This is a genomic window from Microbispora oryzae (genome assembly GCF_017896165.1).
Taxonomy (GTDB): Bacteria; Actinomycetota; Actinomycetes; order Streptosporangiales; family Streptosporangiaceae; genus Microbispora; species Microbispora oryzae.
In genome coordinates this window covers 67,300-81,580 of record NZ_JAFCNB010000026.1, presented here as the reverse complement: position 1 = coordinate 81,580, position 14,281 = coordinate 67,300, and the positions used below count along the sequence as shown (strand labels likewise).

At 74.5% G+C, this 14,281-nt stretch carries 14 protein-coding genes; 9 read left to right on the top strand and 5 right to left on the bottom strand.

Annotated features, from left to right (window positions below):
• The 5 genes from JOL79_RS30420 to JOL79_RS30400 all read left to right on the top strand — a co-directional run.
• On the top strand, positions 1-352 hold a 352-nt coding region (locus JOL79_RS30420; RefSeq protein WP_210159355.1), incomplete at its 5' end, for a family 1 glycosylhydrolase.
• A 103-nt stretch (positions 353-455) separates the two neighbouring features.
• Positions 456-1,433, top strand: coding sequence for an aldo/keto reductase (locus JOL79_RS30415; protein WP_210159354.1), 978 nt, complete (start codon positions 456-458; stop codon positions 1,431-1,433).
• Positions 1,434-1,492: 59 nt separating this feature from the next.
• Positions 1,493-2,323: a carotenoid biosynthesis protein gene (locus JOL79_RS30410; RefSeq protein WP_307848817.1), complete on the top strand. Its 831-nt coding sequence runs from the start codon at positions 1,493-1,495 to the stop codon at positions 2,321-2,323.
• Positions 2,311-3,774 (top strand): phytoene desaturase family protein, encoded by a 1,464-nt coding sequence (locus JOL79_RS30405; protein WP_210159353.1) that lies wholly within the window; start codon positions 2,311-2,313, stop codon positions 3,772-3,774. The genes JOL79_RS30410 and JOL79_RS30405 overlap by 13 nt, the downstream gene beginning before the upstream one ends.
• Positions 3,771-4,928 (top strand): glycosyltransferase family 2 protein, encoded by a 1,158-nt coding sequence (locus JOL79_RS30400; RefSeq protein WP_307848816.1) that lies wholly within the window; start codon positions 3,771-3,773, stop codon positions 4,926-4,928. The genes JOL79_RS30405 and JOL79_RS30400 overlap by 4 nt, the downstream gene beginning before the upstream one ends.
• On the opposite strand, the gene JOL79_RS30395 is transcribed toward JOL79_RS30400, so the two are convergent.
• Positions 4,879-5,466 carry a glycerol-3-phosphate acyltransferase gene (locus JOL79_RS30395; RefSeq protein ID WP_230985744.1) on the bottom strand — a complete coding sequence of 196 codons (588 nt, stop codon included), beginning with the start codon at positions 5,464-5,466 and terminating at the stop codon, positions 4,879-4,881. The genes JOL79_RS30400 and JOL79_RS30395 overlap by 50 nt on opposite strands.
• Here JOL79_RS30395 and JOL79_RS30390 point away from each other — a divergent pair.
• The gene (locus JOL79_RS30390) at positions 5,450-6,220 is read left to right on the top strand and encodes a spheroidene monooxygenase (protein ID WP_230985743.1); all 771 of its coding nucleotides are present in this window, start codon (positions 5,450-5,452) and stop codon (positions 6,218-6,220) included. The two genes, JOL79_RS30395 and JOL79_RS30390, sit on opposite strands and share 17 nt — an antisense overlap.
• Before the next feature lie 5 nt (positions 6,221-6,225).
• On the opposite strand, the gene plsX is transcribed toward JOL79_RS30390, so the two are convergent.
• Genes plsX through JOL79_RS30375 form a run of 3 tightly spaced genes read right to left on the bottom strand, consistent with a single transcriptional unit; the run spans position 6,226 to position 9,684 of the window.
• Positions 6,226-7,251 (bottom strand): phosphate acyltransferase PlsX, encoded by a 1,026-nt coding sequence (plsX, locus tag JOL79_RS30385; protein ID WP_307848815.1) that lies wholly within the window; start codon positions 7,249-7,251, stop codon positions 6,226-6,228.
• Between the two features lies 1 nt (position 7,252).
• Positions 7,253-8,194: a phytoene/squalene synthase family protein gene (locus JOL79_RS30380; RefSeq protein WP_210159350.1), complete on the bottom strand. Its 942-nt coding sequence runs from the start codon at positions 8,192-8,194 to the stop codon at positions 7,253-7,255.
• Complete coding sequence (locus tag JOL79_RS30375; RefSeq protein ID WP_210159349.1) at positions 8,191-9,684, bottom strand: phytoene desaturase family protein; 1,494 nt, start codon at positions 9,682-9,684, stop codon at positions 8,191-8,193. The genes JOL79_RS30380 and JOL79_RS30375 overlap by 4 nt, the downstream gene beginning before the upstream one ends.
• A 266-nt stretch (positions 9,685-9,950) precedes the next feature.
• On the opposite strand from JOL79_RS30375, the gene JOL79_RS30370 reads away from it, so the two are divergent.
• Together JOL79_RS30370 and JOL79_RS30365 are read left to right on the top strand one after the other, a co-directional pair.
• Positions 9,951-10,907 (top strand): MerR family transcriptional regulator, encoded by a 957-nt coding sequence (locus JOL79_RS30370; protein ID WP_230985742.1) that lies wholly within the window; start codon positions 9,951-9,953, stop codon positions 10,905-10,907.
• A 112-nt stretch (positions 10,908-11,019) separates the two neighbouring features.
• The gene (locus JOL79_RS30365) at positions 11,020-11,544 is read left to right on the top strand and encodes an RNA polymerase sigma factor (RefSeq protein ID WP_210159348.1); all 525 of its coding nucleotides are present in this window, start codon (positions 11,020-11,022) and stop codon (positions 11,542-11,544) included.
• On the opposite strand, the gene JOL79_RS30360 is transcribed toward JOL79_RS30365, so the two are convergent.
• The gene (locus JOL79_RS30360) at positions 11,545-12,084 is read right to left on the bottom strand and encodes a MarR family winged helix-turn-helix transcriptional regulator (RefSeq protein ID WP_210159347.1); all 540 of its coding nucleotides are present in this window, start codon (positions 12,082-12,084) and stop codon (positions 11,545-11,547) included. It lies immediately after the preceding gene.
• A 205-nt stretch (positions 12,085-12,289) separates the two neighbouring features.
• Between JOL79_RS30360 and thrS the strand changes: the two genes are divergently transcribed.
• Positions 12,290-14,266: a threonine--tRNA ligase gene (gene thrS / locus JOL79_RS30355; protein ID WP_210159346.1), complete on the top strand. Its 1,977-nt coding sequence runs from the start codon at positions 12,290-12,292 to the stop codon at positions 14,264-14,266.
• Positions 14,267-14,281: the final 15 nt, after the last annotated feature.

Genomic DNA, 14,281 nt, shown 5'->3' with positions numbered 1-14,281 from the left:
GACGGTGGAGCCCGAGGGCCTGTACGACACCCTCGTCGGCCTGGCCGGGCGCTATCCCCACCTGCCCCCGATCTACGTCACCGAGAACGGCTACGGCGACGACGGCGTCCTGGAGGACACCGGCCGGTCCGGTTACCCCTACCAGGGGCTCAGGGGCCCCGCCGAGGCCGACCCGGACACGCCGGGCGGCCCGGCGAGGGGATACTTCTGCTGGTCGCCGCTTGAGGACGTGGTGCTGAGGTTCGAGGGGAACACCGGCACCCGGCGGTCGCGGGTGGACTATCGGACGCGGGTGCGCACTCCGGCGACGGGTTTCCACTGGCTCCGAGACCACATCGCGGCCGGCTGCTGAGCCCCGTGACCCCGCCGATGGGACGCGTTCCACTCTCCGGCGGGGGCCGGGCGTCCGCGGCCCGTTGCCGTGCCGTCCGCCGCCCGCGACTACGATCGGGCCCATGGAACAGCGGGTAATGGACAGGCTGGGCAGGCAGGTTGGCGTCGTCGGGCTGGGGGCCTGGCAGCTCGGTGCCGACTGGGGCGAGGTGAGCGAGGACGACGCCCTCGCGACGCTGCACGCGGCGGTCGACGCCGGGGTGACGTTCATCGACACCGCCGACGTGTACGGCGACGGCCGCAGCGAAAAGATCATCGGCAGGCTGATCGAGGAGCGGCCGGGCCTGACGGTGGCCACCAAGATGGGCCGCCGGGTCGCGCAGACGCCTGAGGCGTACACCCTGGACAACTTCCGCGCCTGGACCGACCGTTCCCGCGCCAACCTGGGTGTGGACACGCTCGACCTGGTGCAGCTCCACTGCCCGCCGAGCCCGGTCTTCGAGATCGACGAGGTGTTCGACGGCCTCGACACCCTGGTCGCGGAGGGCGCCATCGCCGCCTACGGCGTGAGCGTGGAGACCGTCTCCGAGGCGCTGACCGCGATCGCCCGGCCGAACGTCGCGAGCGTGCAGATCATCCTGAACGCCTTCCGGCTCAAGCCGCTCGACGAGGTCCTGCCCGCGGCGGAGAAAGCCGGCGTCGGCATCATCGCGCGGGTCCCGCTCGCCAGTGGCCTGCTGTCGGGCAAGTACGGCCCGCAGACGGTGTTCGCCGAGGACGACCACCGCAACTACAACCGTCAGGGCGAGTCCTTCGACGTCGGCGAGACGTTCTCCGGCGTCGAGTACGGCGTCGGCCTGCAAGCCGTCGACCGGCTCAGGCCGCTGGTGCCGGAGGGCATGACCATGGCGCAGTTCGCCCTGCGCTGGCTGATCGACCAGCAGGGGGTGAGCGTCGTCATCCCCGGCGCCCGCAACCCGGAGCAGGCGCGGGCCAACGCGGCCGCGGCCGCATTCGCCCCGCTTTCGGCGGAGACGCTGGCCGCGGTCCGGGAGATCTACGACGAGCTGATCCGCCCCCAGGTGCACCACCGCTGGTGATCCTCAGCCGCCCTTGAATCGGTGCATCTGATCCGGGGCCCACGCTCGAATCACCCAGTGTGGAGACGTGGGAGATCCCCGGGGAAGGGGTGGGTGGCGGCCGGCCGGACCCGTCGTCCCGGGCCGCCGCGCGCCGGGGGAGACCGGGGCCGGAGGCGGCCGGGGCCGTCCTGCTGGCCGGCATGGTGGTGGCCCAGGTGGTGTCGGGGCTCCACTCCGGGGACCTGCGGCTTGTCGGTGCGGTCGTCGTCCTGCTGGCGGCGGCCGCCCTCGCGTTCGCCGCGGCGGCCCGGTCCGCGTCGAGGGCCGGGGCGGCGTTCGGCGCCGCGTTCGCCGTCGGGTACGCCGCCGAGTGGGCGGGGGTCCGCACCGGGCTGCCGTTCGGCGACTACCGCTACACGGACGCGCTGTGGCCACGGCCGGGCGGGGTGCCCGTCGTGGTGGCCCTCGCCTGGAGCGGGATGGGGCTCGCGGCGCACGCGGTCGGCCGTCGCGTCGCCCCAGGCTCCCGGGCGGCACGCGTCGCGCTGGGCGCCGTCGCTCTGACCGCCTGGGACCTGTTCCTCGACCCGCAGATGACGCGTCTCGGCCTGTGGGTCTGGGCCGACCCGGGGCCGTACCGCGGCGTCCCGCTCGGCAACTTCGCCGGCTGGCTGCTGGTGTCGGCGCTGGTCGTGCTGGCGATCGACGTCCTCATGGGGGCGCCGGGCGGGACGGGAGCGGATCGGGGGAGCACGGGACTGGTGGTCCTCTACACGGTGATGGCCGTGATGGAGACGATCGGCTTCGCCGCCGTGTTCCGGCCGCCCGACCCGCTGGTCGCCGCCGTGGGCGGCGCCGCGATGGGGGCGCTCGCGCTGCTCGCGTGGAGGCGTCGATGGCGGAGGTGATCGTCGTCGGGGGCGGCGTCGGGGGCATGGTCGCCGCGCTTCTGCTCGCCCGGGACGGGCACCGGGTCCGCCTGTACGAGCGCCTGCCCCACCTGGGGGGCAAACTGGCCGAGCACCGGCGCGACGGGTTCACCTTCTCCCTGGGCCCCTCCCTGCTGACACTGCCCGGCCTGTTCCGCGACCTCGGCGTCCGGATGGAGTTCGCCCAGCTCGACGAGCTGTGCCGGTACCGTTTCGCCGACGGCTCGGTGCTGCCGACCTACCGTGACGCGGGACGGACGGCGGCGGAGGTCGAACGGCTCGCGCCGGGCGAGGGAGCGCACTGGCTGGCCTTCCACCGATGGGCCCGGGGCTGCCTGGAGGCATCCCGGCGCGCCTTCTTCGCCGGGCCGCTCATCGGGAGTCCCCGCGACCTCGTGTCCCGGCCGAGCGGTGCGCGCCTTGGCGACCTGCGCGCCGTGGCTCCGGGACGCACCCTCGACTCGCTGGCGCGCGGCTACTTCGGGGACGTCCGCCTCCGCCAGTACGTGAACCGCTACGCCACCTACGCGGGGTCGAACCCCTACCGGGCGCCGGCCGCGCTCGGGTGCATCCCCGCGATCGAGCACGGCGAGGGCGGCTGGTACGTGCCCGGCGGGCTGCCGAGGCTGGCCGGGGCCCTGGCGGAGCTGCTCGGGAAGGCCGGCGTCGAGGTCGGCACGGGCGTCGAGGTCGCGCGGATCACGGCCGGCCGGGATCGGGTCCGCGGGGTGCGTCTGCGCGGCGGCGAGCGTGTCGGCGCCGACGTCGTCGTCGTCAACGCCGACGCGGCCGAGCTGTACGGCCACCTGCTGCCCGACCGGGCGCGGCTGCGCCGCGTCGCGAGGCTCGGCCTGTCCTCCTCGGCCCTCCTGTTGCTCGCGGCCGTCGACGGCAGGACCGAGGCGCTGCCGCACCACTCTGTGGTGTTCTCCGCCGACTACCGCCGCGAGTTCGCCGACATCTTCGAGCGGAGGCGTCCGCCCGAGGACCCGACGGTCTACATCGGCTGCTCCGCCGTCCACGACCCCACGCAGGCTCCCGACGGCGCGGAGAACTGGGTGATGCTGGTGAACGTCCCGGCCGGAGACCCGGCGCGCTGGCCGATGCCGCCCGAGGCGTACGCGGACCTGGTCCTCGACCGGCTCGCGGCCAGGGGGCACGACCTGGCCGGCCGGGTACGGTTCCTCGACCTCTTCACTCCGGCCGACATCCGTGACCGCTACCGGGCCTGGGGCGGCGCGATCTACGGCGGAGCGTACGGCGGGCCCCTCGCCCCCTTCCGCCGTCCCGGCAACCGGGGACCGCGGCGCGGCCTCTACCTCGTCGGGGGCACCGCGCACCCAGGGGGCGGCCTGCCGTTGGTCGCGATGGGCGGCCGGATCGTCGCCGGGCTGGTGAGCGCGGACCTCGCGAAGGGGAGGCGGTGGTGACGGCCGGCTTCGGGGCGAGGGCGCTCACCGCCGCCCAGGCCGCCGCCGCCCTCACCGTCGTGATACGGCTGGTGCGGGGACGCCGCCGCCTGCCTCCGCTCACTCCGCCGACGGCGGCCTCCGGCGGCCCGCCGGTGTCGGTGGTGATCCCGGCGCGGGACGAGGAGCACCGGATCGGCCCCTGCCTGCGGGCGTTGCTGGCCGACCCCGCGGCCGCCGAGGTGATCGTGGTCGACGACGAGTCCTCCGACGGCACCGCCGCGCTGGCGGCCGGGCTGGGCGCGACAGTCGTCGCCGGGACGCCACCGCCGCCCGGGTGGATCGGCAAGCAGTGGGCACTGCGCCAGGGGGTGCGGCGGGCGCGCGGCGACGTGGTGGTGACCCTCGACGCGGACGCGCGGCCCGCGCCCGGCCTGCTGAGCGCGCTGGCCGCCGCCGTCGACGGGTTCGACCTGGTCAGCGCCGGGCCGACGTTCGTCTGCGAAGGACTCGCCGAGCAGGCGCTGCACGCGTCGTTCCTCGCCACGCTGGTCTACCGGTTCGGCCCGATCGGCCCGCCGTCCCCTCCGGCGCCGCACCGGGTGCTGGCCAACGGCCAGTGCCTCGCGTTCCGCCGCGACGCCATGCTGAGGGCCGACGGCTTCGCGCTGGTGCGCGGGCACATGACCGACGATGTGGCGCTGGCCCGGACGCTCGCCGCCCGCGGATGGGCCGTCGGGTTCCTCGACGCCGGTGATCTGCTCCGGGTCGACATGCACGAGTCCGCGGCGGACGTGTGGCGGGAGTGGGGGCGGTCGCTGCCCCTAGGCGACGTCACGTCCCCCGCCTGGCAGGCGGCCGATCTGGCGGTGCTCTGGCTGGCCGGCGCGCTCCCCGTGCTCCGCCTGGCCGCCGGCCGGCCGACCCGGCTCGACCTGGCGCTGATCGCGATACGGCTGCTGCTGTCGGGCGCGCTGCGCGGCAGCTACGCGCGGCCGGGCCCCGGGATCGCCCTGTCGGCGCTGCTCGACCCGGCCGCCGCCGTCCGGGTGTCGGCCGCCACCCTGTGGCCGGTCCGCACCTGGCGCGGCCGCACCTACCCCAGACCGGGCCGCGCCGCTCCCGTCACGTACGGCGGCCGGTCAGCGCGGCCTGGCCGAACCGCAGGCCGATGAGGCACATCAGCGCCCCGGTCGCGGCGACCTGGCCGATCGGGGTGAACAGCGCCTGGAGGACCGGGCAGGCGAAGAAGGCGATTCTGGCGCCGGCCGCGGACGACCGGGCCGCCGTCCCGGCCAGTGAGAGCAGGGCGAGCGCCAGCGCGAACGCGGGCGGGCAGATGACGGCGAAACCCCCGGCGAAGGTGAGGACGGAGCGGCCGCCCCGGAAACGGGCGAACACCGGCCAGGCGTGCCCGCACATCGCGGCGGCCACCGCCAGGTACAGCGCGGGCAGGCCGGGGCCGGAGGGCACGCCCAGCCAGGAGACGTGGGGACCGCCCGCCAGGAGACCGAGCAGGCCGGCCAGCGTCCCCTTCAGCGTGTCTCCGGCGAGGACCGGCGCGGCGGCGCGGGAGCCGAGCCGTTCCCGCATGTTCCAGAAGCCGGGGTTGCGGTCGCCGACCTCGCGCGGGTCGAACCCGTGCGCCCGGGCCACGAGCACGGCCACCGGTATCGAGCCGAGAAGGTAGCCGCCGATGACCGCGACGAGCATGGGGACCATCGTGAGCTTTCACCTCAACAGGTATGCGGATCGGGGAGCCATGCGGCGCATGGCGTTCGACCGGCCGCTGCTGCGCCGCACGGACGGCCTGACGTTCTGGCGGCTGCTGGGCACCGGGCGGGGGCGCTCGATGACGCTCGGCGCCGACCTGCGCCGATGGGCGCTGCTCGCGGTCTGGCGGGACGAGCGGGCGCTGCGCGACTTCCTGGAGCGGTCGCCGATCCCGGCCCGCTGGCGGCGGGACGCGGCGGAGTCGTGGCAGGTGCGGCTGGCGCCGATCGGCTCCCGCGGCCGGTGGGGCGGGACGGACCCGTTCGCCGGGGCCGGGAGCCGGGCGGACGCGGTGGACCCGGCGGGCGCGATGAGCGCGGCCGAGGCGGCCGAGGCGGCGGGGCGGCGCGTAGGGCCGGGCGGGCCGGTCGCGGTGCTCACCCGGGCGTCGATCAGGCCGTCCCGGCTGGTGGCGTTCTATCGATCGGTTCCCCGCGTCGACGCGCTGCTGCGGGTCCAGGAGGGATGCCTGGCGTCGGTCGGGATCGGCGAGTGGCCGCTGGCCCGCCAGGCCACCTTCTCGCTGTGGCGGGACGCCGCCGCCGTCCGCGCCTTCGCCTATGAGGGAACGGAGCATCGGCGGGTGATCGGCCGCGTCAGGGCCGACGACTGGTACTCCGAAGAGTTGTTCGCCCGGTTCGTCCCGTACGCGAGCGAGGGGACGTGGGACGGGACCGATCCGCTCGGCCCCTGACGCGATCACCGCGCGGGCCGCGGGTCGAGGCGGTCGCGTATCCGGGCCGCCACCCGGCCCCGGGCGAGGTCGCGGGCCGCCACGCAGGCCCGCGCGACGGTCGCCGCCCGGGAGGAGCCGTGCGCGACGAGCACGGTGCCGGCGAGACCGAGCAGCGCCGCGCCGCCGTGGGTCTCCGCGTCGTAGCGCCGGCCGACGGGCGCCAGCGCCTCGGGGGAGACCGCCCCGGACGCGGCGACCAGCCGCAGCACGGCCCGCGCGCACCCCTCGACGCTCTTCAGCACCACATTTCCGGTGAAGCCGTCGGTGACGATCACGTCCACGACGCCCGCCAGCACCTCGTCGCCCTCCACGTTGCCGTGAAACGCGATCGGCAGGCCGGACAGCAGCGCCGCGGCCCGGCGGGCCAGCCGGTTGCCCTTGCCCCGCTCCGCCCCGATCGACAGCAGGCCCACCGACGGACCGCTCACGCCGAGCACGATCTCCGCGTACGACGTCCCGAGCAGGGCGAACTGGGCGAGCACATCGGGGGAGGGATCCACGGTGGCGCCGGCGTCGACCAGCACCGTGGCGCCGCCGGTCACGGTGGGCAGGGCCACGGCGAGCGCCGGGCGCAGCACGGGCGGGGCGGCGCCCAGCAGGCTGGCGGCGCAGGACACGGTCGCCCCCGTGGGCCCGGCGGACACAAAGGCGCAGCCCGATCCCCGCCGGACGAGGTCGAGCCCCACGACGAGGCTGGAGCCCCCGGCGATCGCCCCTGCCCCCCGATCCGACATCGGGACGGCGTCCGGCGCGTGCGCGACGTCGATCAGGCGCGCCGCCCCGAGACGCGCCAGCTCCTCGCGGACCACACCCGCGTGACCGGCCAGGATCACCGGGACACCGTGCTCGCGGACGGCCGTGACCGCTCCGGGGACGATCTCGGCCGGCCCGTGGTCCCCGCCCATCGCGTCGACGACCACCGGAGGCGACCCGGCTCCGTCGCCCCCGTCCGGTGCCGCCCCGTCCGGAGCCGTCCGGTCGGGGCGCACCTCAGCCCACCTCCGCGCGGACCCGGCGTTCGGCGCGACCGGCCGACGAGGCGGCGACCAGGTGACGGACGAAGATCGAGAGCCTGCGGCGGCGCGGCACCCGGGCCCGCCGTGCCAGCACGTCGTGACCCGCGGCCTCGATCCGGTCCAGGATGCCGCTGTACAGGTCGTACGCCGCCCGGACGCAGGGCCGGGAGGACGGCACGAGCATCGCGATCCCCGGCAGCGCGCGCCGGTAGTGGTCGCGCGCCCGGTCGATCTCGAACGCCAGGAGCTCCCGCAGCGCCGGGGTCGCGCGCGGCAGGGCGAGCTCCTCCTCGCTCACGCCGAACTTGCCGAGATCCGACAGCGGCAGGTAGATCCGCCCCCTGGCCAGGTCCTCGGCGACGTCCCTGATGAAGTTGGTGAGCTGGAAGGCGAGGCCGAGCTGGCGGGCGGGCTCCCGGGCGAGATCCGCGGCGTGCGGCAGCGGCTCCAGCACGGGCAGCGTCATCGTGCCGATCACGGCGGCCGAGCCCTCCATGTACGCGAGCAGCTCGTCGTAGGTCCCGTAACGGGTGACGGTCAGGTCGGCCCGCATGGACGCCAGGAAGGCGTCCACGTCGCCGTGATCGACCCCGAAGGCCCGCACGGTGTGGACGAACGCCGGGAGGACGCCGTCACCTGGTGGATCCCCGGCCATGCCGCGGGCCAGCCGCCGGGTGAGCGCGTCAAGGGCGGCGGCCCGGTCCACGGTGGCGCCGACGGAGTCGACGATCTCGTCCGCGTACCGGGCGAAGCCGTACAGCGCGTGCACGTGGGGGCGTTTCCAGCGGGGGAGCAGCAGGGTCGCCAGGTAGTACGAGCGGCCGAACCGGGCGTGCAGCCGGCGGCAGTGCTCGTAGCTCGCCGTCAGAGTGACACCGTGCGGGAGCTCCGGGTCATGGCGCGGCGCGGACGTCATCTCGCGGCCTCCAGGATCCGCTCGGCCGCCAGCCGGCCGCTGATCAGCACCGGCGGCACCCCGACTCCGGGCGCGGTGTACATGCCCGCGAAGTGCAGTCCGGGGACGAGGCGGGCTCTGCCGGACGGCCGGAACCACGCGGTCTGACTGAACCGGTGGTCGAGCGCGAACGGCGTGCCCGCCGAGTGGCCACGCCGCCTCCACCCCTGCGGGTCGATCACGAGCCGGGGCGCACCGGACAGGTCGCCGTACCCCAGTTCGGCGAGCCGACCGAACAGGCGGTCGAGCAACCGCGGGGTGCGGGACGGTTCGGCGGCGCCCGTCAGGTTGGCGGTGGGCTCCAGGACGCTGAGCGTGGCGTGGCCGTCCGGCGCCGCCGCGGCGTCGGCCTCGGGGTAGGTGACCAGCAGGCTGGGATCGGGCTGCGGGCGGCCCGCGGCCAGCTCGGCGAACGTGGCGTGCCACTGCCGGCCGAAGTGCAGCGTGTGGTGCGCCTGTCCGGATCGCGCCGGTGGGTTGAGGGCCCGGTTGAGTGCCCGGTCGAGGGCGAGGTGCACGACCAGGCAGGACGGCGAGAAACGCGGTCGCCGCAGCCGCCAGTCGCGGGCGGTGTCCGGCAGCAGGCCCCGGTGGGCCTGGACCAGGTCGCAGGCGACGACGACATCGGCTGCGGCCAGGCGCTCACCGGTGTCCAGGAGCACCCCGGTGACCCCGGAGCCGTCGGTCTCGACCCTGGCGGCGCGCGTGCCGTAGCGGAACCGGGCACCCGCCTTCTCGGCGGCGGAGGCCATGGCGCGGGGGATGGCGTGCATGCCGCCCCGCTCGGGGAAGTAGACCCCGCCGACCGTGTCCATGTGGGCGATCACCGCGTAGACGCCGAGGGCCCGGCCGGGCGGCAGGCCGACGTACAGGGCCTGGAAGGTGTGCGCGCGCACCAGCCGGTCGTCGGTGAGGTGGCTCCTGACCAGGCGGTCAAGCCGGCGGAAGCCGCCGAGGGCGGCGAGCCGCGCCAGCGCGTACGGCCGGGCCAGCGCCCGCAGCCGCGTCATGTCCCGGTCGATGAAGGCCGGCCACGCCGCGTCGAACATCTCGCCGAGATGGCGGCGGAAGCGCAGGTACCGCCTCGCCTCGGCCGGCCCGCAGAGCCGGCGCACCTGCTCCGCCATCTCCCCGGCCCCGGCGACGACGTCGAGAAACGTCCCGTCGGGATAGGCGAGCCGGTAGTAGGGGTCGAGCCGCCGCAGCGGCAGCCACCGGTCCGGGTCCTCGCCCGCGGCGGCGAACGTGTCCGCCAGAACGCCCGGCATGGTCAGCACCGAGGGCCCGGTGTCGAACCGGTAGGGCCCTAGGACGGCGCTGCCGCAGCAGCCGCCGGGGCCGTCTCCCGCCTCGATCACCGTGACCTCCCGGCCCGCCCCGGCGAGCCGCATGGCCGCGGCGAGCCCGGCGAGCCCGGCCCCGATAACGACCGTCCCCCCGCCCCCGGCCATCAGGAGCTCCGGTCCGTCGCCCGATCGCGGAGCCTGCTCCCGTCGTACCCACCGGGGGTAGCCTCGTGGGTCAGCGTCACCATGCGCCGGCTCCTTCGTTACGGTGATCGCGGTGTCGTCAGTAGGCTCTTCGGATCTCGCCGTTCCCGCGGTTGCATCCGTTCCGGGGCCCGCCGCCGAAACAAGGGCGGGAGGCACCCGGCGGACACGGGCACGGGCGCGGGTATGGCCGCTGGTATGGGCGCGGGTACGCCCGCGGTACGGGCATGGAGACGCGGAGCGGAACGGTGGCGGACGAGGGCATGCCGGTCGGCGACGAGGAACCGGGTTACGGGATCGGAGCCGTGGCCCGCATGCTCGGTGTGCCGGCACCCACCCTGCGCACCTGGAACCTCCGGTACGGCATCGGCCCGAGCAGGCGCAGCCCCGGGGGGCACCGCCGCTACGACGACACCGACCTGCGCCGGTTGACGGAGATGAACCGGCTGATCCACGCCGGGATGCCTCCGGCCGATGCCGCGCGGCAGGCGTTGAGGCTGGGCCCGCGTGCGCGGGATGAGGCCGAGCGAGCCATGCCGCCGGTGCCCGACTCGGGCGGAGCCCCGGTCCCTGGGCAGAGCCTGATGCCGGCCGCGATGATCGCCAGGGCGGCGGCGGCCCTGGACGGCGCCACGGTGAGCCGCGGCCTGGAGGCGGCGCTGCGGGCCCACGGTGTGGTGTGGGCGTGGGAACACGTGGCGCTGCCGGTGTTCGCCGCCATCTGCCGGAGGCAGGAGGAGACGGGCGCCGGGGTGGAGATCGAGCACCTGTTCACCGACCGGCTGATGACGGCGCTCGTGACGTTCGCGTCGCGGGCGCCCCGGCCCGTCCACCCGCGTCCCGTGCTGCTGGCCTGCGCGGAGGACGAGCAGCACAGCCTGCCCGCCCACGCCCTCGCCGCCGCGCTGTCCGGCCTCGGGGCGCAGACCCGCGTGCTCGGGGCGCGCACGCCGTACCCGGCCCTGGCGGACGCGATGCGCAGACTGGGCCCCGCCGCGGTGTTCGTCTGGTCGCAGCGGCGGGTGACGGGGGATCCCGCGCCGCTCGCCGCCCTGCCGCGGCTGCGGCCGGCCAGCCGGATCGTCGTGGGCGGCCCCGGCTGGTGGGACGCGCTTCCGCGCGGGGTCGTCCGGGTCACCGCGTTTCACGAGGCGATCACAGCGGTAATGACCTCCGTGCGGTGATTCTCGCCATTTGACGTTTTGTTTACCGAATGTCCGGCCGACCCGCTTGCCGCCGCCCCATGCCGGAGGCTATGAATAGGTTTTGAAGAAGTTTCCGGGGTATGGGGGGAGCATGAGCGACACCCTGGAGATCCGCCTCGCGGCGGGCGAGGCCGGGGCGGTGGGGGAGTGTTACCGCCTGCACGCCCCGGTCGTCCGTTCGTATCTGCGCAAGCTGGTGCCGCCGCAGGACGTGGACGACGTGCTGCAGGTGGTGTTCACTGAGGTGTGGCGCTTCCGCCACCGCTTCGACCCGGCGCGCAGCCTGTCCGCCTGGTTGTTCGGGATCGCGCACAACCGCGCGGTGGACCACCTGCGGGCGCGCGCGCCGGTCACCGTGCCGCTCGACGCCGTCGCCGACCCCGCGGGCCGCGACGGGCGTGAGGACGGTGACCTCCTGGCCGACCGCGACCGGGTGCGCCGGGCCCTCGACGCCCTCCCCGATGTGCAGCGTCAGGCGATCGAGCTGGCCTACTACGGCGATCTGACCCAGCGGGAGATCGCCGACCGGTTGCGCGTTCCGCTCGGCACGGTCAAGGCCCGCACGGCCCGCGGCCTCAACCGCCTGTCCCGCCTGCTTCCGCCGGCCGCCGCCTGATCAGCCCGCGCCGTCTGCCGGCGCGTCCTCGCGGGCCGGAGGGGGAGGCGGGGAGGCCGGGGGAGCCGGGGGAACGGCCTCGCCGGAGCCCTCGAAGCCCTGGAAGATCTTGTCGAGCAGCGCCCGGAACTCGTGCATCTCCGCGCGGGTGAGCGGGTCGAACAGCACCCGCCGGACCTCCGCCACGTGGCCGGGGGCCGCCGCGGCGAGCGCGGCGAAGCCCTCGCCGGTCAGCTCGGCCATGGTGGTCCGCCGGTCGCCGTCCCGCTTGACCCGGCGGACCCACCCCTTCTCCTCCAGGCGGGAGATCGCGTGGGACAGGCGGCTCGCCGAATACTGCAGGAGGTCGGCGAGCCCCGTCATGGTGAGGACGCGGCCGGGCGACTCCGACAGGACCACGAGGATCATGTAGTAGGCGTGCGGCATCCCCGAGTCCCGCTGGAGCTGCCGCTCCAACGCCTCCTGGAGCAGCTGGCTCATCCGGATGTACGCACGCCAGGTGCGCTGTTCCTCCTCGTCCAGCCACCGGGTATCCGCCATGCGGTCAGCGTACAGACGATTGAGATTTCAAGGGCCCGATGACAGGCGTATGGCCGGATTCGCCCGGGGGCTCCGCCACGCCGGGCGGGGCCGGGGCGAGCGCGCGAAGCCGGGGCGGTGACACCGGTAGCATCGGATTCCGGAGCCCCCGCCCGCGCGGGCGGGACGCGCCCGCCGAGTCACGTCCACGGACCAAGGAGCCATCGTGTCTGCCGCCCAAGATCTGCGCATCACCCTCGCCGGAGCCGAGCGTGTGGTGGCGGCGGGGACGACGGCCGGTCAGGCGCTCGACGCCGACGGCAGGTCGGTGATCGCCGCCAGGGTCAACGGAGAGCTCCGCGACCTCGCCCACGAGGTCGCGGACGGCGACGTCGTCGACCCCGTCGCCATCGACAGCCCCGACGGCCGGGCCATCCTGCGCCACTCCACCGCCCACGTCATGGCCCAGGCGGTCCAGGAGATCTTCCCCGAGGCCCGCCTCGGCATCGGCCCGCCGGTGGAGAACGGGTTCTACTACGACTTCGACGTCCGGGAGCCGTTCACCCCCGACGACCTCAAGCGCGTGGAGAAGCGCATGCGCGAGATCGTCAAGCAGGGGCAGATCTTCCGGCGGCGGCCCGTCGACGACGACGAGGCACGCGCCGAGCTGGCGCGGGAGCCGTACAAGCTGGAGCTCATCGGGCTGAAGGGCGGCGCGGCCGAGGCCGAGGACGGCGCGAGCGTCGAGGTGGGCGGCGGCCAGCTGACCATCTACGACAACCTCGACCCCAAGTCGGGCGAGCTGTGCTGGAAGGACCTGTGCCGCGGCCCCCACCTGCCCAGCACCCGGGTCATCCCGGCCTTCAAGATCATGCGGTCCGGCGGCGCCTACTGGCGGGGCAGCGAGAAGAACCCGCAGCTCCAGCGCATCTACGGCACCGCCTGGGAGTCGCGCGAGAAGCAGGACGAGTACCTCCGCTTCCTGGAGGAGGCCGAGAAGCGCGACCACCGCAAGCTCGGCGCCGAGCTCGACCTGTTCTCCTTCCCCGACGAGCTGGGTTCAGGCCTGCCGGTGTTCCACCCGAAGGGCGGCATCATCCGCCGGGTCATGGAGGACTACTCGCGCCGCCGCCACGAGGAGGCGGGTTACTCCTTCGTCAACACCCCGCACATCACCAAGGAGAACCTCTACAAGATCTCCGGCCACCTCGACTGGTACGCCGACGGCATGTTCCCTCCCATGGAGCTGGAGGGAGCGCGTTACTACCTCAAGCCGATGAACTGCCCGATGCACAACCTGATCTACAGGTCGCGCGGGCGTTCCTACCGTGAGCTGCCGCTGCGGCTGTTCGAGTTCGGCACCGTGTACCGCTACGAGAAGTCGGGCGTGGTGCACGGCCTCACCCGCGTCCGCGGGCTGACCCAGGACGACGCGCACATCTACTGCACGCAGGAGCAGATGCGCGACGAGCTCAAGTCGCTGCTGCGGTTCGTGCTCGACCTGCTGCGCGACTACGGCCTCGACGACTTCTACTTGGAGCTGTCCACCAAGGACCCGGAGAAGTACGTCGGCTCCGACGAGGTGTGGGAGCAGGCGACCGAGACCCTGCGTGAGGTCGCCGAGTCGGAGAAGCTCGACCTCGTGCTCGACCCGGGCGGCGCGGCCTTCTACGGGCCGAAGATCTCGGTGCAGGCGCGGGACGCCATCGGCCGCACCTGGCAGATGTCCACCATCCAGCTCGACTTCAACCTGCCCGAGCTGTTCGAGCTGGAATACCAGGCCGCGGACGGCACCAGGAAGCGGCCCGTCAAGATCCACCGGGCGCTGTTCGGGTCGATCGAGCGGTTCTTCGGCGTGCTGGTCGAGCACTACGCCGGCGCCTTCCCTCCGTGGCTCGCGCCGGTGCAGGTCGTCGGCATCCCGATCGGCGAGGCCCACATCCCGTACCTGCAGGACATGGCCAAGCGGCTGCGGGAACGGGGCATCCGGGTCGAGGTGGACGCCTCCGACGACCGCATGCAGAAGAAGATCCGCAACGCGCAGAAGGCCAAGGTGCCGTTCATGCTCCTGGCCGGAGACGACGACGTGGCGGCGGGCGCGGTGTCGTTCCGCTACCGGAGCGGCGAGCAGAAGAACGGCGTGCCGATCGACCAGGCGATCGACGAGATCGTGGACGCCGTCGAGCGCCGCATCCAGGTCTGATCGGAGCGCCGTCGG